Annotated in this window: 19 protein-coding genes; 3 read left to right on the forward strand and 16 right to left on the reverse strand. The window is 62.5% G+C overall.

Features of this window, described 5'->3' with window-relative positions; all coding sequences use genetic code 11:
* Positions 1-114: 114 nt before the first annotated feature.
* From NR187_RS11665 to NR187_RS11675, 3 genes are read right to left on the reverse strand one after another with little or no spacing between them, the layout of a single operon-like run.
* Positions 115-2997, reverse strand: a complete 2883-nt coding sequence (locus tag NR187_RS11665) for an NHLP bacteriocin export ABC transporter permease/ATPase subunit (protein ID WP_211383516.1) — start codon at positions 2995-2997, stop codon at positions 115-117.
* Positions 2994-5159: an NHLP family bacteriocin export ABC transporter peptidase/permease/ATPase subunit gene (locus NR187_RS11670; RefSeq protein ID WP_211382562.1), complete on the reverse strand. Its 2166-nt coding sequence runs from the start codon at positions 5157-5159 to the stop codon at positions 2994-2996. Before NR187_RS11670 ends, NR187_RS11665 begins: the two co-directional genes overlap by 4 nt.
* Positions 5152-6417 carry an NHLP bacteriocin system secretion protein gene (locus NR187_RS11675; RefSeq protein WP_211382561.1) on the reverse strand — a complete coding sequence of 422 codons (1266 nt, stop codon included), beginning with the start codon at positions 6415-6417 and terminating at the stop codon, positions 5152-5154. The genes NR187_RS11670 and NR187_RS11675 overlap by 8 nt, the downstream gene beginning before the upstream one ends.
* A 249-nt stretch (positions 6418-6666) precedes the next feature.
* Between NR187_RS11675 and NR187_RS11680 the strand changes: the two genes are divergently transcribed.
* Entirely contained in the window at positions 6667-7194 is a 528-nt protein-coding gene (locus NR187_RS11680) for a hypothetical protein (protein WP_211382560.1), read from the forward strand.
* 204 nt (positions 7195-7398) lie between these two features.
* On the opposite strand, the gene NR187_RS11685 is transcribed toward NR187_RS11680, so the two are convergent.
* The 4 genes from NR187_RS11685 to NR187_RS11700 form a co-directional block, all read right to left on the reverse strand.
* Positions 7399-7587: a hypothetical protein gene (locus tag NR187_RS11685; protein ID WP_211382559.1), complete on the reverse strand. Its 189-nt coding sequence runs from the start codon at positions 7585-7587 to the stop codon at positions 7399-7401.
* 212 nt (positions 7588-7799) lie between these two features.
* Positions 7800-8030 (reverse strand): hypothetical protein, encoded by a 231-nt coding sequence (locus NR187_RS11690; RefSeq protein ID WP_211382558.1) that lies wholly within the window; start codon positions 8028-8030, stop codon positions 7800-7802.
* 217 nt (positions 8031-8247) lie between these two features.
* A complete protein-coding gene (locus tag NR187_RS11695) occupies positions 8248-8949 on the reverse strand; it encodes a VIT family protein (RefSeq protein WP_256806528.1) in 702 nt (233 codons plus the stop codon).
* Between the two features lie 69 nt (positions 8950-9018).
* Positions 9019-9858 (reverse strand): universal stress protein, encoded by an 840-nt coding sequence (locus tag NR187_RS11700; RefSeq protein ID WP_211382556.1) that lies wholly within the window; start codon positions 9856-9858, stop codon positions 9019-9021.
* A 345-nt stretch (positions 9859-10203) separates the two neighbouring features.
* On the opposite strand from NR187_RS11700, the gene NR187_RS11705 reads away from it, so the two are divergent.
* A complete protein-coding gene (locus NR187_RS11705) occupies positions 10204-10599 on the forward strand; it encodes a Spy/CpxP family protein refolding chaperone (protein ID WP_211382555.1) in 396 nt (131 codons plus the stop codon).
* A gap of 119 nt (positions 10600-10718) precedes the next feature.
* Here the strand turns inward: NR187_RS11705 and NR187_RS11710 are convergent, their stop codons facing one another.
* Positions 10719-11060, reverse strand: a complete 342-nt coding sequence (locus NR187_RS11710) for a rhodanese-like domain-containing protein (RefSeq protein ID WP_211382554.1) — start codon at positions 11058-11060, stop codon at positions 10719-10721.
* Between the two features lie 183 nt (positions 11061-11243).
* On the opposite strand from NR187_RS11710, the gene NR187_RS11715 reads away from it, so the two are divergent.
* Complete coding sequence (locus tag NR187_RS11715) at positions 11244-11561, forward strand: helix-turn-helix transcriptional regulator (RefSeq protein WP_211382553.1); 318 nt, start codon at positions 11244-11246, stop codon at positions 11559-11561.
* A 24-nt stretch (positions 11562-11585) separates the two neighbouring features.
* Here NR187_RS11715 and NR187_RS11720 read toward each other — a convergent pair whose 3' ends face one another.
* From NR187_RS11720 to soxC, 8 genes are all read right to left on the reverse strand, one after another.
* Positions 11586-12122, reverse strand: coding sequence for a YeeE/YedE thiosulfate transporter family protein (locus NR187_RS11720; RefSeq protein WP_211382552.1), 537 nt, complete (start codon positions 12120-12122; stop codon positions 11586-11588).
* 10 nt (positions 12123-12132) lie between these two features.
* Positions 12133-12684, reverse strand: a complete 552-nt coding sequence (locus tag NR187_RS11725; protein ID WP_211382551.1) for a YeeE/YedE thiosulfate transporter family protein — start codon at positions 12682-12684, stop codon at positions 12133-12135.
* A gap of 105 nt (positions 12685-12789) precedes the next feature.
* Positions 12790-13875, reverse strand: a complete 1086-nt coding sequence (locus NR187_RS11730) for a YeeE/YedE family protein (protein ID WP_256806529.1) — start codon at positions 13873-13875, stop codon at positions 12790-12792.
* Between the two features lie 115 nt (positions 13876-13990).
* Positions 13991-14434, reverse strand: a complete 444-nt coding sequence (locus NR187_RS11735; RefSeq protein ID WP_211382549.1) for a DsrE family protein — start codon at positions 14432-14434, stop codon at positions 13991-13993.
* Positions 14435-14442: 8 nt separating this feature from the next.
* Positions 14443-15342, reverse strand: a complete 900-nt coding sequence (locus NR187_RS11740; RefSeq protein ID WP_256806530.1) for an alpha/beta hydrolase — start codon at positions 15340-15342, stop codon at positions 14443-14445.
* A gap of 15 nt (positions 15343-15357) precedes the next feature.
* Positions 15358-15747: a hypothetical protein gene (locus tag NR187_RS11745; protein ID WP_256806531.1), complete on the reverse strand. Its 390-nt coding sequence runs from the start codon at positions 15745-15747 to the stop codon at positions 15358-15360.
* Between the two features lie 71 nt (positions 15748-15818).
* Complete coding sequence (locus tag NR187_RS11750; RefSeq protein WP_211382546.1) at positions 15819-16526, reverse strand: c-type cytochrome; 708 nt, start codon at positions 16524-16526, stop codon at positions 15819-15821.
* The gene (gene soxC, locus NR187_RS11755; protein ID WP_211382545.1) at positions 16495-17760 is read right to left on the reverse strand and encodes a sulfite dehydrogenase; all 1266 of its coding nucleotides are present in this window, start codon (positions 17758-17760) and stop codon (positions 16495-16497) included. The genes NR187_RS11750 and soxC overlap by 32 nt, the downstream gene beginning before the upstream one ends.
* Positions 17761-17765 lie beyond the last annotated feature (5 nt).

The following is a 17765-nucleotide window of genomic DNA, read 5'->3' on the forward strand; positions in this document are numbered from 1 at the left end:
CTCAAGCCCGAAGCAAGACGCTCCAAGTCAACTCACAGCGAAGCTCCCGGACCCTGTCCGGGAGCTTCTGCTTTCAACCGCCGGCCGACGCGCGAACGATGTCGCCGGCATATCTCAAAGCATCTGCCGCTGCGCAAATGCCGCGAACGTTCCCGAAGCGGCGCTGAGTTCCTCGAACGTCCCGGTTTCGACGATCTTGCCGTCGACAAGCACGATGATCCGGTCGGCGCGCTGGACGGTGCTCAGCCGGTGCGCGATCACGATCCGGGTGACGTTCAGATTTTCCAGTGCGTCGCTGACGACGGCCTGGGACCGGTTGTCGAGCGAGCTCGTCGCCTCGTCGAACAGCAGGACGCGGGGACGCCGCGCGATGGCCCGCGCAATCATGATGCGCTGCCGCTGCCCACCGGAAAGCGTGCTGACGCCCTCGGACACCTGGGTCAGCATGCCCATCGGCATCGCCTTGATGTCGTCTTCCATTCCTGCGAGCCGCGCGGCTTCCCAGACCTGATCTAGCGGCAGCCGGAGCCCGCCGCAGATATTCTCGTAGATGCTTCCGTTCGCGAGCTTCGCGTTCTGCAGGACGACGCCGAGCTGGCGACGCAACGCGCTGACATCCAGCGTCTCGATCGATTTGCCGTCGTAGAACACCGCACCCGATTCCGATCGCTCGAAACCCAGCAGCAGCCGGAACAAGGACGATTTTCCGCTCCCGGACGGCCCAACGATCGCGACATATTCTCCCGGCGCGATCTTCAGCGTGACGTCGTCGAGCACCAGGGGGCCGCTCGCAAGATACCGGAACGACACGCGCGCAAGCTCGATCGCTCCCGTCAATTCACCCGGCGACTTCCGCTCGTCGGAGATCTCCGTCGGACTGACGATGAGAGGCCGCAGCCGGAACAGCGGCGGAATGGCGATGAGCGCCTCGCTCACGCCGCCGGCCCAGGCCCCGACGGCTCCCATCGATTGACCAAAGGCCGAAAAGAAGGCGAAGAACGTGCCGATGTCCTTCAGCAGATTGCTGTCCGAATAGGACGCGTAGGCGAAGATGATCAGCGTTGCGATCAAGGGAAATGCGGTCTCGAACGCGCCGAGGCCGTTGCTCGCGACTTGCGACGAGACGAAATACTGCTTCTGTGTCGCAAACTGCTTCGACCAGATTCCGAGCGCACGTTGCGTTGCCCCCGACACGCGCAGTTTTCCGACGCCGGTCAGCAATTGGAGCACGAATCCGCTGACCTTGCCCTGCTGATTGAAGTGCTTGTTCTCGAAATGCAGCCGCAGCAGATTGGTGGAGATGATGGCGGCGCCCCTCACGAAGGTCAGCGCAATCGCGATCAACGCCAGCCTGGGACTGTAGTAGAGCATCAAGCCGAGGCTGAACACGCAGAACAGGCCGGCGATCATTCCCCGCAACGCGTGGCCTGTCAAAGCACGCCGCGCGGCATCAATGCCCATGGCGCGGTCCACCAGCTCGCCGGCCGTGAACTCCCGGAAGATGGCGGTCGGCAGCCTGAGCAGGCGATCGATCATCGCCGCCTGCAACCGCCAATCGATCGTTGCCTCCATGCGAAGCATGACGAGCCCCTGCATGACCTGCACGCCGGCCACCGCCAACGCCGTCAGGCCAAGCGCCAACGCACAGAAGACGAGCTGGTCGAGCTCCGATCTCGGGATGATCGAGCTGATGAGCAGATTGGTGACGAAGGGCGTCACCAAGGACAGCAGGCCGATCACCACCACCGCCGCTGCAATACGCAGGCCGCTGCCGCGCGCATAACGCAGTGCAAACTGAAGAAGGTCGGAGAACTTGAGCGATCGTGACGGCAGCGGGGGATAGAACATCGCCGCTTCCGGCGCGAATTGGGTTGCAAGGGAGCGATCGACCAACCGGCGCGCTTTCGTGAGCGGGTCGATCATGACATATCCGCGGCCCGGCTCATAAACCAGGGCGACCGGCTTGCGTTGCTCGCCAACCCAGCCGACAAGGGGGCCGGCATCGGTTCTCCACCAATCCGACCGAAGCAGCACCTGGCGCAGCCGCAAGCGGGCATCCTGCGCGATTTGAGCGAGGCTCGGGAAGTCCTGCGGGCTGCCGTCGATCCGGCCGGAGATCGCAATCGGCGTACGCATCGCGTTGCCGACGATCTGGCAGGCACCGGCCAGCCTGTCCGAATAGGATGCATCGACCGCGTCGTGATCGAAACGTCGCACGATGATGCCGGACAGGCGATCGAAGGCTTCCATCGATTGCGAAGCCGCGAGTGCGTTCCGGTTCGCCAGACGCTCGCTCTCGCCCTGCGTCTCACGGGCCAGCATGCCCTGGACACATGCAACGAAGGCTTTATGAAACTGATCAATCGCGGGCCAGATCGCGCCGTCACCCGGCCCCCGGCTGTCGGCGCTCGCAACGCAGCCGTCGTCGCCCGCTTCCACCCACAGGCCTGCCGTCAACGGCAGCAGGCGGCTTCCGCTTGCATAGGCCGCTCCGACGCCCATTAATTTCACAGCGCCCCGCTCCACCGTCAGCCAGAGCAGACCGCGCATCGGACCCCGGCGGCTTTCGCCGGCGGCCAGCGCACTCGCCCCCTCCGGCAGTTCAGCCATCTGCCATAACGGTGCCGGGCCCGCGACAAAGCGAGCGAGCCGCTCGATCCAACGCGTTGCGCAGGCCGCTGACGGCAGGTCGGTTCTGAGACGCGCAGACGCGCGTGTGCCTTCGGTGCCGACCGCGATGAAGCTCAAGCCGCCGGCTGATGGCAGATCGGGGATGATGTCTCCGGCCTCGATCCGGAACAGATGATGTCTGCCGCCGCATTTGCCGTCGTCGACATCGACAGCGAATATGTCGACGTGACCGGCCACGATCTCGAACACATGGCCATGATGATCGAGCAGGATGGGCCTGCGACCATCGAGCGCCATATTGATCGGCAATTTCGCCGATGCGACGAGGCCTGTGCCGGACGCGATGCTTTCGATCGGATGCGTCATTCCTGGGACACCAGCCGTGCATACTCGCCATCGAGCGCCAGCAGAGTCTCGTGCGTCCCGCGCTCGGCGACCTTTCCCTGGCGCAACACGACGATCTCGTCGCAATCCCTGATCGTGCTGAGACGATGCGCTATGATGATGCAGGTGCAGCCGGAGCGGCGCAGATTGTCGTCGATCGCCTTCTCCGTGACCGGATCGAGCGCGGCGGTCGCCTCGTCGAGAACGATGAGGGACGGGCGACCGACCAGCGCGCGCGCGATCTCGATGCGCTGACGTTGCCCGCCACTGAAATTCGTCCCACCCTCGTTCACGTATGAGTCGTAGTTGCCGGCCCGGACCGCGATCTCGTCCTGGATCTCGCCGTCCTTCAACGCCCTCATGAGATCGATGTCCGGCGTCGTCCGGTCCCACAGCGTGAGATTGTCGCGAACCGTGCCCTCGAACAGGAAAATGTCCTGATCAACATAGGCAATGGAGTTCGCGAGGATTTCGGGCGGAACATCCTCAAGCCGCGCCCCATCGATCAAGACCTCTCCGGCCCAGGGCTTGTTGAGCCCGCAAATCAGACGGCCCAGCGTCGATTTTCCGCTGCCTGACGCACCGACGAGGGCGACGCGCGATCCCGGAGCGACGGCAATCGAAAGGTCGGCGATCAGGGGAGGCTCGAGCAGGGAATAGCCGAACTGCACGTTCCTGAGCTCGATGCGCCCAGCAAGCCTGGCGGGAAAGCGCTTGTTCGATGCATCGCCGTTCGGCTTGTTGCCGAGCGGATAGTTGTAGACGTCTTCGAGGCGGTCGAGCGCGCCACGGATCAACTGGAATCCGCTGGCCTGATTGACGAGCGTCGCGACCGGCTCGGAGAAACTGGCCATCAGCGACTGGAAAGCGACGAGGCTGCCGAGCGTCAGGGACCCCTCGATGACCCGCATGCCGCCGAGAATCAGGATCGCCGTCATGGTCATTCCGGAGATCAAGGTCGGGATCATATCGAGCATGATCGACGACGATGCCAGCTGGCGCTCCGCATTCAGAAGCTTGGCCTGGATGCCGGACCATTGCCCGAACGCCTCGTCTTCAAGGCCGCTTGCCTTGATCGTCTCGATGGTTCTGACAATGCTGACCACTGCTCCCAACGACTTTCCGCGCTCCTGTGAGAGGCCGCGGCTGAGGTCCTCCCGGCGCCGGTGCGAGAGCCGCAAGGACAGAACGTTGAGCAGCGACAGGCCGATACAGATCGCGGCAAGCCACGCATCGTAGATCAGCATCGCGAGCGCAAAGAACACCACCGAGGTAAGATTGAGCACGTTCGCGGCAATTCCACCCGCGAGCAGCCGCGCAATCTGCTCGTTGGCCGCAACGCGCGTCGCGATGTCGCCGGCATGGCGCTGGGTGAAGAACTCCATGGGCAATGCCATCACCCGCCAGAGAAACCGGCTGATCATCACCACCGAGAGCTTTGTCTGAAGCCTGAGCAACAGGGACTGCTGCAGCAGCGTCAAGACCGTACGAATCAGCGCCGTGACGGCCATGCCAACCAGCAACGGGCGCAACCACCCGTTCAAATGCTGGATCAGCACGTCGTCGATGAAAATCTTGGAAAAGCTCGCGGCGACGAGCCCCGGAATGACCATGACGAAGCTGAGCAGGACAAGCAGACCGACCGCAGCTTTCGAGCCGCGCAGCTCGCGGACCAGCAAGCGCAATCCGCCGGGCTTGCTTCCTTGCGCCACAAAATCGGCCGTCGGCTCCATGGTGAGCACGACGCCGGTAAAGCTCCGGTCGAGCTCGTCGATGCCGATGCGCCGCCGCCCGAAGGCGGGGTCGTTGATGTAGGCGTATTTTTCCTCGATCCCGTCGAGAACGACGAAATGATTGAAGTTCCAGTGGATAATACAGGGGGTCGGCGCCGAACGGAGCGTCGCGAGCTCCTGCCGAAATCCCTTGGCAGACAGGCCGAAGCGCCGTGCCGCCCTGACGACGTTGCTCGCCTTGCTGCCGTCGCGCGACACCCCGCATTCGACGCGAAGTTGCTCCAGCGGCACCCACCGCCCGTAATGCGCCAGCACCATGGCAAGACACGCCGCGCCGCATTCCGCCGCTTCCATCTGCAGGACGGTGGGCGTCTTCTTGACTCCTGACGTCGGCGAAGCTGGACTACCCATCGATCCCGGTAAGCTTCCTGATGAGAGGAACGACGAGGTCCAGCGGACGCCGGTTGCGGGTGGTGATCTCGGCCTGGGCCAAGGTGCCGCTGGTCAGATGAACCTGCGGACCCTTTCCGACCGCCCATCGATAGCCGCTTGCCGTCGATGCATCCTGGTCGAGGGACACGGCGACAGCATAGGGCGCACCGTCATGGGAAAACACTTTTACCAGCTGATCGTTGTGGAGCACGGCCGTCATGCCCTGGGGAGTCACGGGAAATTCGGAAACGCTCGAGACAACTCCGATCATCGTGCCGAATTCCTCGCGCTTGACCGTGCTGGGCGCCACGCGCACCTGAAAGCCCGGCTTGACGCTCTTGCCCTGGTCTGCGGGGACATAAACGATGGCCTCGAGCCTTGCGCCCTCGTCCTCGATCAGGACGACCGGCGTGCCGACGGCGAGGACCGAGCCTGTCGACGTCTTGATCTCCAGCACGCGCCCCGCAATCGGGCTCAAGACCTGTGAATTCCGTCCCAAAGTTCCGGCGAGTGCCTGCATCTCACGGCGCGCATTGTTGGCCGCGAACTCGGCCTGTTGCAATTCGCGCGATCGCTGCGTTTCGAGATCGGTCTTTTGCGCGTGGAGCTTGAGGATCTCGTTCTGCGAGTCCGTCCGCCGCTGCTGGGCCTCGGTCAATTCGAGACGGCGATCCTCCAGCGTCTTGCGCGTCGTCAGGCCCTTCACCATCAGTTGCTCGAGATTCTTCACGTCGATATCGAGGGACTGAACGCGTTGGCCCGTCGCTTCGATGACCTTGTTGAAGGCGGTCTCCAGCTTCTCGAAGTTGGAGGCTTTTACTGCGAGCTCCGCCTCGACCTTCGCGGCCATGTCGTCGTGCTCACGCTGCCGCTCCTTGTAGGTTTCCACGGCGTTGCCGTATTTCTGCTCGATCTCGGTCTGCGAGATCTGGGCGATCACCTGCCCGCGCTCGACATGGTCGCCGACCGCAACGCCGAGCGATGCGAGCCTGCCATCCGCGCCGGACACCGCATCGACGACGCGGCCGCTGCCGACCAGAATGCCCTGCCCCGACACGCGCGACGGAATTCGGCCGTAGATGCCCCAGACGAGCGCGGCGACCAGCGCAATCGTCACGACTGCGGCGAGAATCCAATCGGCCGGTTTGGTGATCGCAACGAGATGATCGAGTTCGTCGGGCGATGCCGCACGCTGCAACGCACTGGCGCGGAAAATACGTTCGGGGCCCTCAGTCACGCCTCAATCTCCCCGCAAGAAAGTTCGGCGCAACTGCTTGTCGCTTGTCAAAACCAGCAGGGAACGCCTGAAGTATTCTCCAATGATACACAGGAGCCATTTTTTGCACAACGGGCCGCGACACCCCCGAACGGCCAGTCCTGCGCGCGGCGCTGGCGGAAAATACAATTGAGCGCTCTGCCGTGCGGCGCTAAGCTTGCGCTGATATTTCAATGACACTGTCGGGGCTGAGGATATCGGACGCATCAAATGAAACGACGAGCGGACAGCGTCACACTTACCGCAGCGGCCCGCGTGGTCGTCGCTCAGCTGACCAGACAATGCATTGGATTGCTGGTCGCCACGAACGTGTGCATGGCGGGCGTTCTCAGCCAGGCGGACCTGAAGAAGGTCGAGGATCTCAGGCCGATGTTCGCGGGCCTGATGGGCGATCTGGTCCAGACCTCGAAGAGGCCCGACATCTCCGCTGTCGATGCAGATTGCGTCAAGTCCACGATTCAGAATCTCGTCGAGATTTCGCAAGAGCTGTCCAGTTTCGAATATCTGATCACGATCGAGAAGGAGCTGATCAGCGTCAGTGAGAATGACCCAACCCGCGACGTGGTGAAATTCGCCGTCGAGCAGTCGACCAATATTCTGACCAGCCAGCGCAAGAAGATTGCCCAGCTTCCCGATCAGTGCGCGAGGTCGGCTCTGGCCTTGGCCAAGGCTCAGCAGGCTTTGCAAGTCGTCGACGCGACAACCGGGATTTTGAGTTCTATTCGTTCTCGACTTTGAAATGAACCGACGTCGGTCGTGATACCCGCGCGACGAGATCCGGATGAAGCGGCGGACTCACCAACCTGTCGTCGTCGAACCCTAACGAATGGCGGAACGAAAGAGGTCATCCGATCGGATGACCTCTTCACTCCGGATTGACGACGGAGACATTCCACCGACAAACGATCGACCCGCAAATGGTCCGTTTCATGTCCGGCGGGACTAATGCGGGATGTACTGTCCCAGCACCGGCCTAGCGAAGACGTCTCGCATCGTCCAGCCGCCGACCGCGCGCGAATCCAGAATGCTCTGGAGCATGCTTTCGGTAGAACCGCCCACCACCGTCTCCAGCGCCGCATCATCGAGCAGAATTGCAGAGTGTTCGTTCTTCGAGGTCTCAGATTTTGTCATTGCCATCTCCTGTTTGCCTTAGGAGGGACCGCCCCTCTCAATCAGTGGTCACAGGTATAGGACCCGAGGTTCGTCCAGACTGTGAGGCCCCTCACACAGGAGCATGGAGGGGAGCCCGCACCGGATTTTGGCCTCTCTTTCGTTCGCTCAGACGAAATTCCCGGGCCGATGGCCCGGGAATCCCAAGCTTGACCGGCTGGTCCCGTCCAGGGTCAGGACATTCTGAGCGGGGGCACGGTTGGACCCGGGCCGGGGCCAGTCGGGGGATGCGCGATCACCTTGATGATGGCTTCCGCGACTTTCAGGCCATCGTGCTTGAGCCAATCCCAGGCCGAGGATGCTTCGTGCTTGATCCAGCCCCACAGACCGCCGCCAGCGACGGAATCGAGCTCCTCAAGGGACAGCTCACAATTTGCAAAGTCGTTGTTCGTCGGAACGCTCATCGTCGTTTTCTCCCGTTGACGCTGCGAGGCCATCCCGCAACCACGGGCAATGTGTCGGCACGCACGAGGGGTTGATGTGACTGCAGTCACCTTGTCGCTATCGGAAATGATTTGTCGCCAGGAGCCGAGGGACGTTGCTGAACCCTTTGGGCGCGCTGCCTGCCAAAATGCACTTCGGGCCGCTGCCATTATTTGGTGGACCAATTGGGTCCGGACCCTAGACCACAGTCCCGAACAACTTCCCGATGCCGGCGGTCAGCGCCAGGGCAAAGGCGCCCCAGAATGTCACGCGGACAGTCGCACGCAGCATATTCGCGCCTCCCGCCTTTGCGCCGACCGCTCCCAGCACGGCAAGAAAGGCCAGCGATGCAGCGGACACAATCGGGACCAGGGCGCTGGCAGGCGACACGAAAACCATCAGCAAGGGCATGGCGGCCCCCACCGAGAACATTGCAGCCGAGGCAAACGCGGCCTGGACCGGACGTGCTGCGGTAATCTCCGAGATTCCCAATTCGTCGCGCGCGTGAGCCGTCAGCGCGTCCTTCGCCATCAATTGCACCGCTACCTGCCGCGCCAACGACGTGTCGACACCCCGCTTGACGTAGATCTCGGCAAGTTCGTCGAGCTCGAATCCAGGGTTCTCGCTCAACTCCTTGCGCTCCCGAGCAAGATCGGCCTGCTCGGTATCCGACTGCGAGCTGACGGAGACATATTCGCCCGCGGCCATCGACATCGCGCCGGCGACCAATCCGGCAATACCAGCAATAAGGACGTCGCTTCGGGTTGCCGCCGCTGCCGCAACGCCGACGACCAGGCTCGCGGTCGAGATGATACCGTCATTGGCTCCCAAGACTGCAGCTCTGAGCCATCCGATCCGATCAACGAGATGGTTCTCGGTGTGCACATGAAGGCGGCTCATATCGTTCTCCTGACAATGCCCTGAAGCCGCGGGCCGACGTCACGCGCCCCGGGGGCAGAACCCTATCGATCAGTGCGAGAACAAAATCGGGATGGGAGGGTTCGACAACATGCTTTGGGTCGCACCTCCAAGTATGAACTCCCGGAGCCGAGAGTGCCCGTATGCTCCCATCACGAGGAGGTTTGCGTTGCAGGAGGCGACATGCGCTTCAAGGGCCTTCCCAATTGGCCGCCCCGCCGCATCGACGTTGTCGAGGATCACATCGATTCCGTGCCGCGAAAGGTTCTTGGCAAGTTCATCGCCTGAATGCTTCGTATCGAGGGTCTTCTCATTCGCGACCGTTATGACCCGCACTTGCCTTGCATGCTCCAGGATCGGAATCGCATCGGCAACCGCGCGAGCGGCAGCCCGGCTGAAATCCCATGCAACCACCGCGGTCTTGAGTTCGAATGGCTTGGTTCGCTGTGCTTCGGGCAGGACCAAGGTTGGCTTTCCCGTGCCAAATATAATGGCCTCCGCAAACCGTTGATCGTAGGCCTCGGGGACGGGCACCAGGATCAGATCGCGCAGCCGCCCATATTCCACGAGTACGTCCGGCAGCTCGTTGGTCAAGCATTTATCCAGGATCCTCTCGCGCGATAAGCCGGCTTTGTCCGCGATGGAATCAAACGCGGCGAGCAGCGCCTGTGCGCTCTCCCGGCTCTTCTTGGCCTCGCTGGCAGCCATTCCCGCGACATTCACGAGAGAATTCGAAAGAAACGTGCCGGGAACTTGAACATGAACCTCGCATGCGAGCGCGGCGATGTGACAACCCAAGGACGACGCAACCGCAACCGCCTTTTCCACGACCGAAACCGGGGTCGGTTCGGGGTAGCTGGTCAACGTTAGAAGAACGTCCCTGATGGCCATCGGGCCCTCCCACTGAACTTCCGATCAGTCTAGGTGCTCAATTCGAGGGTAAATTGATCTATCGCAGACATCGCCCCGGCCCATCCGTGTCGTCCAGCTGCTGGATGCAGGACGTCTCGCGGGCTGTGCGACACTTTTGATCCATCTCAACGGCATACCGAGCATCGCCTCGTAAGGTCGAGCCTCGGGCCTCGACCGAGAGATTGATTAGCAATGGAGGACCATGCCGTGCTCAAATTCAATCAACTCGTCACAATAGCTTCCGTATCAATCGCCATCGCAATGTCTTCCCCAGCCGCCAACGCCCAGCCTTACGGACCTGGGGCGCATGGATGGGGACGGGACATGATGGGCTCCGGCATGATGATGGGGCCGGGGTTTATGGGTCGCGGTGGATTCGGGGGCATGTGCAGCCCCGCTGCCGCCGGCTTTTCCGGATGGCGCATTGACCGGCTCGAACAGGTCATCAAGCCAACAGATGCGCAACGTGCCAAGTTCGATGAATTGAAGGCGGCATCCGACAAAGCCTCGGAGGCCCTCCGCCTCGCCTGTTCGACCGACGTGCCAACCACCGCGGTCGGTCGAATGGAGTTCATGGAGAAGCGCATGGAAGGGATGCTGCAGTCGGTCAAGACCATGCGTCCCGCTTTCGAGGCATTCTACGCCACTCTCACCGACGAGCAGAAGGGCCGACTGGATTCGCCTTCGGACCGCGGCCGCTTTTGGCGGCACCTCTGGTAGAGCATTAGCCGGCCAATTCCCGATGGAACGCCTCTGGACTGACGCCGATCTGGTTGGCGACAGGCTTTCGTTGTCCCTTCGTACCGTTGATCGCGCAGAGCTTGACGACCTGCAGACGGCTAGTCGACGTGGCCACCACGCGAACGCCAGCCGCTCATGCCGCCCGGATAATGGCGCACGTTCTGCTGGCCGGCGGCGAGTGCGCGGCGCAGCGCGGTCGCCGAGCGACCTCCCGCCTGACAAATCAGAACGATCGGCTTGCCCTGCGCCAATCTCGCCGGATCGAACTGCGACAGCGGATGATTGAGAGCACCGGGAATGTGACCATTACGGAATTCGTGCGGCTCCCGGACATCGACGATCGTGCAGCTCTTCTCGCGATGCGCCTGCACCAGCTCATCATGATCGATCGCAGCAACGCTGGTCGCCCCCGCAAACTTCTTCAGCAATCCTGACAACATGGCAGATTCCTTCTTTGCTTCGCTAAACCGACCCAGCCGCCGCACCGCAATTCATATTCTAATTATCGAATATATTCAACCTTTTGGATCCAAACGATCGCGGCATCACGCTCGATCTTCGCGAAGGAAGCGGTGCCGGCGCGGCCCTTGACGATGGAATGCCGAATGCTATTGAAGGACCAGATGCGCAAGCCGGATACTCAGATCCTGGAGAAAAAAGCGAGCGAGCTCGCCGCGCTGATGCGCATGTTTGCCAATGAGCATCGCCTGCTGATCCTGTGCCAGCTGGTCGAGCTCGGCGAAGCGAGCGCCGGCACCCTCGCGGACTCCGTCGGGATTTCACCCTCGGCGCTCTCGCAGCATCTTGCGAAAATGCGCGGCGAACGGCTGGTCGCCTCCCGGCGCGACAGCCAGACGATCTGGTACCGCATTTCCGATCCGCGGGTGGAAGAGCTGTTTGCCACCCTGCACCGGCTGTATTGCGGCAGGAAGGCTCACTGAGCCGCCCTGCCGGCGCCCGGTGTTTCAGGCCCGCTTCGGCTGACTCGTCTCGACCCACCAGAAGAACAATCCGGCCCCGATCGCGAGCGCGATGAACCACGCCGCGTCGGGCACACCTGTCAGATCCGGCAACCGGACCTTGCCAAGCGCCCAGACATTCAAGACATGCCCCTTGAGCCAGTCGAAACTCAGCGCATAGAGAATCGCGCCGGCCACCATGCCGAGGGCACCCACCAACGCATGAACGCTGCCGGTCGCGATCGCACCGAGAGCCGTTCCGGGGCAGTAGCCGTAGACCACCATTCCGACGCCGAACAGCGCCGCGCCCAGCGCGACCGCGAGCATGTTGGCATCCTTGACGTAATATTTGGAGTTGCCGGTATCGACCAGCAGCAGGACGCCGATCCCGCCGACCACGATCGCGGTGCCCATGACCTTGAGGACCGTGAAGTCGCGCAGGCGGAACTGGTTCTCGATCACGTTGCAGCTTGTCACTTTGCCACGCTGCAGCAGGAAACCGAAGGCCGCCCCCATCACCAAGGCACCAAAGATAGCAAGCATGATCGTCTCCTCAGGACTTGCGGAACATGACGGCCGACACGACGAGACCGGTTGCGAACATCACCCCCAGGAACAGCCAGCTCGACAGCGCAAGCTGAAGGCCGCCGGAGATGCCGTGGCCGCTGGTGCAGCCGCCGGCGAGGCGCGCGCCGTACATGATGACGACCCCGCCGGCAAAAGCGGCGATGAAGCGCTTCGTCACCGATGGGCCGAAACGCTCCTTCCAGACTTCGGGCACGAGTTCGAGGCGCCAGGTCCCCGACAGCACGGCCGATACGAAGGCGCCGAAGGGAATGCCGACCAGGAACCAAACGCCGTAGTCCCACTTCAGCGGCATGCTCTTCCAATAGCTGTTTTGCGCAACCGCATCGGCACCGATGAACGGCGTGGCAAACAGCGATGCGATGCGTGAATACGCGGTGGTGACGCCGAGCGGATCGCCAAACAGGCCGAACGCGATCCAGCTCAGGATGCCGATGCCGGCGCCGACCAGATAAGGGGACCAGTCGATCCGGGCACTTCGCGGCACGTCTCGTGCGATATCATGGGTGATCGTCGTCATGGTGCGTCTTCCCCGAAAGCGACTTTCGCGGCCGCCGCTATGGCCATCGAGACTATTTATATTCAATAAATTGAATTTAGCAATATCTAAAATAATACCGGCACGTCACGCGCGCTCGGCGCTGGCGGCGTGGCGCAGCTGTGGTGACCAGCCGCGGTCGACGAGCAGATCGGTGAGTGCCGCCCCGACCCATATGCCGATAAGCACGAGCCATGCCGTCAATGCGAACACCGAGGCGCCCGTGATTCCGGCGCCGACGGCGCAGCCGCCGGCCAGCATGGCGCCGAACCCCATCAGGACGGCGCCGATCAGGTAGCGGCGCATGCCGAGCCCGTCGGAAAAGCCCTCCAGCCGGAGTTCGTGCCCACAGGCGGCGGCGGCGAAAGAGCCGAGAAAAACACCCGGGATGATACCCAGATCGAAATCAAGACGAATGTAGGGACTGTTCAGCACGACGGTCAGGACCTCGGCGGATGGTCCGCTGAAAGTGAGACTCTTCAGCGCCACGGGCGAAAAAGAGGACTGGGACAGTTGGTAAGTGAAAACCCAGCCTGCAACAACGGCCGCGCCGGTCAGAAGCGCGGACCAGAGCAACCGTGGAGCAAGACGGCTGCGAAACGCGAAACCGAAGCCGGCCAGCAGCCAGATCGCGCTGAAGGCAAGCTTTTCCGGCGTCCCGCCGCCCACCAGGCTCATGATGTCCCGCGACGGGCCGCCGTTGATCAGCCAAAGATTGGTCAGCCACTCCCGAGCCGGCGACAGCAGGCCGCGATAGGCTGCTTGTGCCGCAACAGCGAACACCAGACCCGATAGAAGGGCGCGCAGGTTGCCGTTGGCCGAAAGCACCAGCAGGCGGCTCGCGCAGCCTCGCGCCAACACCATGCCGCAACCGAACATCAAGCCGCCGATCAGCGCGCCGGAGATACTGCCCTGCTGGGCAAGCTGACGCGCCTCGGAGACGTCAAGCCATCCGAGTGCAACCAGCAACTGCGTTCCCATCAGAGCGCCGGCAAAGGTCAACAACCAGACCGCCAGTCGTTGCCCTGCTTGCCCGCGCGAAAACTCGATCGCCGCGGCGCGGAGGCAAAAATGGCTGCGTTGCGCGAAGAAGCCGAAAAGGCCGCCGACCAGAAGCCCGCCGATCCACGACAGCAGATCCTCACCTATGAGATCGGCGATGGACGTCAGCACGTTCGCTTCGACTCCCTCGAGATCTGCCCAGTCTATCGATCCTGCATTTTCCCCAAATGAGCCAGATCAAAACCGACCAGATGTCGAACAGGGCGATAACGCATTTTCGAAGCGCTCAGGGGCGCAGATAGGCATAGCCCTGCTGTTGCAGCTCGGCCAGCCGGACGACACCGCCCTTCTCGGCCACGACGAACCCCGGGGTGAGATCGTCGAGCTTCACGCCCTGGGCCTTCATCGTGTTGGCGCAAGCGTCGAAGCCGACTTGCTCTTTGGTGAGCCGCTCCATCGTGGAGACGACGTGGCTATCCGCCGACAGCGCGTGAAAGGCGCGCAGCGCCGGACCGTGAACGACGAGCCGAATGTCGGCCTGACCAGGCCCGCCAACGCCGTCGACGTGGTTCTGGATATTGCCGAGCACGAACACGACGCGATCGATATCTGCAAGATGGTAGACCACGCGCTGCCGCGGGCCGGGCCCAGCTGCGGCAACGGCCTGTCCGGCCCCGAAAGCCCCCAGCAGCAACGTGACACCGGCACTCAGCAACGATCGACGTTCCATGATTCCTCCTAAGGCGTCTGCTTGACGAACTCCGCAATGCGGTCCGCAGCGTCTTCCGCCGCCAGGTCCCGAAAGAAATGATCCGCATCGTCGATGGTCGCGATGCGAATGTTGCCGCTCTGCCTGGCCGCCAATGGGCCGAATGACGGCAGGACATCGGGAACCGTGGTGTCCTTGGCGCCGGCGAGTACCAGGACGGGGAGCTTCAGCGTGGCGGCGAAAGCCGCCGTGTCCTGCAGCGGATCATCCCGGTAGAAGGACAGGAAGGCGCGCGGCGTGACGACCGCATCGCGACAATAGATAAACCCGCGAACATTGATCCACTCGCCGCCGCGGCCCGCATCGACCGCCCGTGAAGCCTGATCCAGCAACGGCGAGAGCGGCGCGCCATAGGTCTTGGCATAGGCCGCGCGCAGGTCGATCTCGGTCGCGCGGGTCGCCGGAGCAAGCAGCACCGCCCCACGCACGGCGTCAGATCCGGCCGTCAGGTAGCGCACAACCTGGTTGGCTCCCCGGGAATGGCCAAAGGCATAAATCCGCCGCGACGACTTCCCGGCTTCGGCAATCCACGCGCCGATCTCCGCGACGGCGTCACCCGTCAGATAGTCGTGCTTCTGTGCGCAATCGAACATGCCCTTGCGACGATCGAGGCCGAGCGTCAGATTGTGCGCCAGCGTCGCGATGCCGCGCTCCTGCAGCAGCCTGGCGAGTCCCTGGATGGTCTCCATGTCCTTGTGGGCCAGCGTGCCGTGGGTCATCACCACCAGCGGCGTCTCCGCCGTCATCGGCTCCGGCGTGCGCAAAGTCGCCAGCGCCACGCGACCGCCGACGGTCAGCTCGCGTTCCTGCTCGGCGGCCAACAGCGGCTGAGAAAATGCCAGGACGAAAAGCACGGCCAGAAGGCGCATTCAGGACGACCCCAATTACGGACGAATGATCGTCCAGTTCTTCTCCGCCAGGTCGAGCAGCTCGGCAACACCGGCCTCGACGACCCTGACGCCCGGCATCAGCCGGGGCCGCTTGCCGTCCCTGCCGGTCAGCGTGTCGAGCGTATTGCCGCAAGCGACAAAACTCACGTTGGGCATGGATTTCGCGAAATTTCCCATCCGCTCGTGGACGGGCGAGCGATCGTCCAGCAGCATGTCCAGTCCCCCATTGAAGGCGACCACGGTGATCTCGACCTCCTCGCCGTGGCCGGAATAGTAGCGAGATACGTTGGCCGCGATATCAAGTACCGCCCGCATCTTTGCGGGTTCGTCATCACTGATCTGGAGCGCTAGCCTGTGCGGCTCGGCGGCGCGGGTCGCATTCATTGCCGCATCGACGAAAACCGCTGCGGAGAGGGCCGTGAAGCAAAGGACACGGCGGCTCACCACGGAATTTGTCACTCGACGCCTCGCGGCTTGCCTTCCTTCGAATCTTCGGGCGTCACATCGATGGCGGCGGCCCGTCCCGTGATCTTGACCGGTCCGAGACAGTCCTTCATGCAGGGATCCTTCTGCCAGAAAGCCTTTTCCGACGTCGTGCGGTCGTCCATGTAGAAGCCCTGCTCATTGGGCATTTTGATCGACGCCAGGTTCTTGTTGCTGAGCTCGAAATTCTGATCCGTGATCACGTCGTTCAGGAACAGAACATAGGCCACCAGCGCATAATACTCATCGACCGAGAGCGACTCCGCGTTTCCATAGGGCATGGCGTGGCGGACATAGTCGAATACCGTCGAGGCATAAGGCCAGTACGAGCCGACCGTCTTTACCGGATTGTCGCTGGTCAGTGATCCCTTGCCGCCGGCGAGCACAGGCCAGCGGCCATTGCCCTCGCCGAACTCGCCATGGCAGGAGGAGCAATTGTCCATGAAGAGCTTTTCGCCCTGGGCGACCGTACCCTTGCCTTCGGGTAGTCCCTGCCCGTCCGGCCGAACGTCGATGTCCCAGCCGCGGATTTCCTCCGCAGTCGGAGCGCGTCCGATGTTGTATTTCGGTCCGCCTTTCGCGTCGGGCTTCTCTCCGGCCAACAGCGGAGTGTTAATCAGGCAGGCCAGGGCCGCCGCGGCAAACAATCTAGGCAACTTCAACATTCTCGACCTCACCATTGGCCAGTACGTGCCAGGTCTGGATACCGTTGTTGTGATAGATCGAATTGACGCCGCGGATTTTGCGGAGGTCGACCTTGGTCGGCTGCACGTAGCCGGTCTCGTCCTGCACGCGCGATTGCAGCAGAAGCGGCTCGCCGTTCCAGTCGAACTCGTAGTAGAAGCGCGTCAGCGCCTTGTCGAGCACGGGGCCGTCGAGCCGCGCCTGACGCCAGTTGCGACCGCCGTCGAGCGAAACATCGACGCGCTTGACCTTGCCGTTGCCGCTCCAGGCCAGGCCCGAGATGATTGTGAAGCCCTTGCCGTGCTTGATCGGGGCTTGCGGGCTTGGACTCGTGATCACCGACTTGGCGTCCATCACCCAGGTGAAGCGACGCGCCTTTCCGTTCGGCAACAGATCGGTGTATTTCGACGTCTCCTCCCGGGTGTGCCAGGGCTGATCGCCGACCTTTATCCGGCGAAGCCACTTCACCCACAGGTTTCCCTGCCAGCCCGGGACCACGAGCCGCATCGGATAGCCCTGCTCCGGATAGAGGGCCTCGCCATTCATCTTGTAGGCGATGATGCAGTCATCCAGCGCCTTCTCGATCGGCAGGCTGCGGTCCATCGCGGCCGCATCGGCGCCCTCCACGAGGAGCCATTTTCCGTTGCTTTTGACGCCCGCTTCTTCCAGAAGGGTGCGCAGGGAGACGCCCGTATACTGCACGCAATGAACCATGCCGTGCGTGAACTGGCAGCCGTTGAGCTGCGCGCCGCGCCACTCCATGCCTGAATTGGCCGCGCATTCCATGAAATGAATGCGATTGACGCGCGGGTAGCGCTTCAATTCCTCGAGCGAGAGGATCAACGGGCGTTCGACGAGGCCATGGATCACCAGGCGATGATCCGCAGGGTCTATCTCCGCGATGCCACCGTGATGGCGCTCGAAGCAGAGCCCGTTGGGCGTGATGATGCCTTCGAGCTCGTGGAGCGGCGTGAAGCTGACCGACGATTCCCGTGACGCCGTCAGCCATTCGACATCGCGACGGATGACGTCCTTCTCGAATTTCGACGGCTTGCCATAGGGGCGCACCGCCACGCCTTCACCGAGGGACTTGCTCCAGTCGGGTACGTTCGGAGGCTGGTTTGCAGGATTGCCGGCGGCAGTTGCGGGCTTCGCCAGGACGGTCGCGGCAACGCCGGCACCGGCAGCGAGAAAGCTCCGTCGGGATTGCTTCGGACTCTCTGTCGTCATCGATC

The sequence above is a fragment of the Bradyrhizobium sp. Bra64 genome, from assembly GCF_024519875.1.
Classification (GTDB): Bacteria; Pseudomonadota; Alphaproteobacteria; order Rhizobiales; family Xanthobacteraceae; genus Bradyrhizobium; species Bradyrhizobium japonicum_G.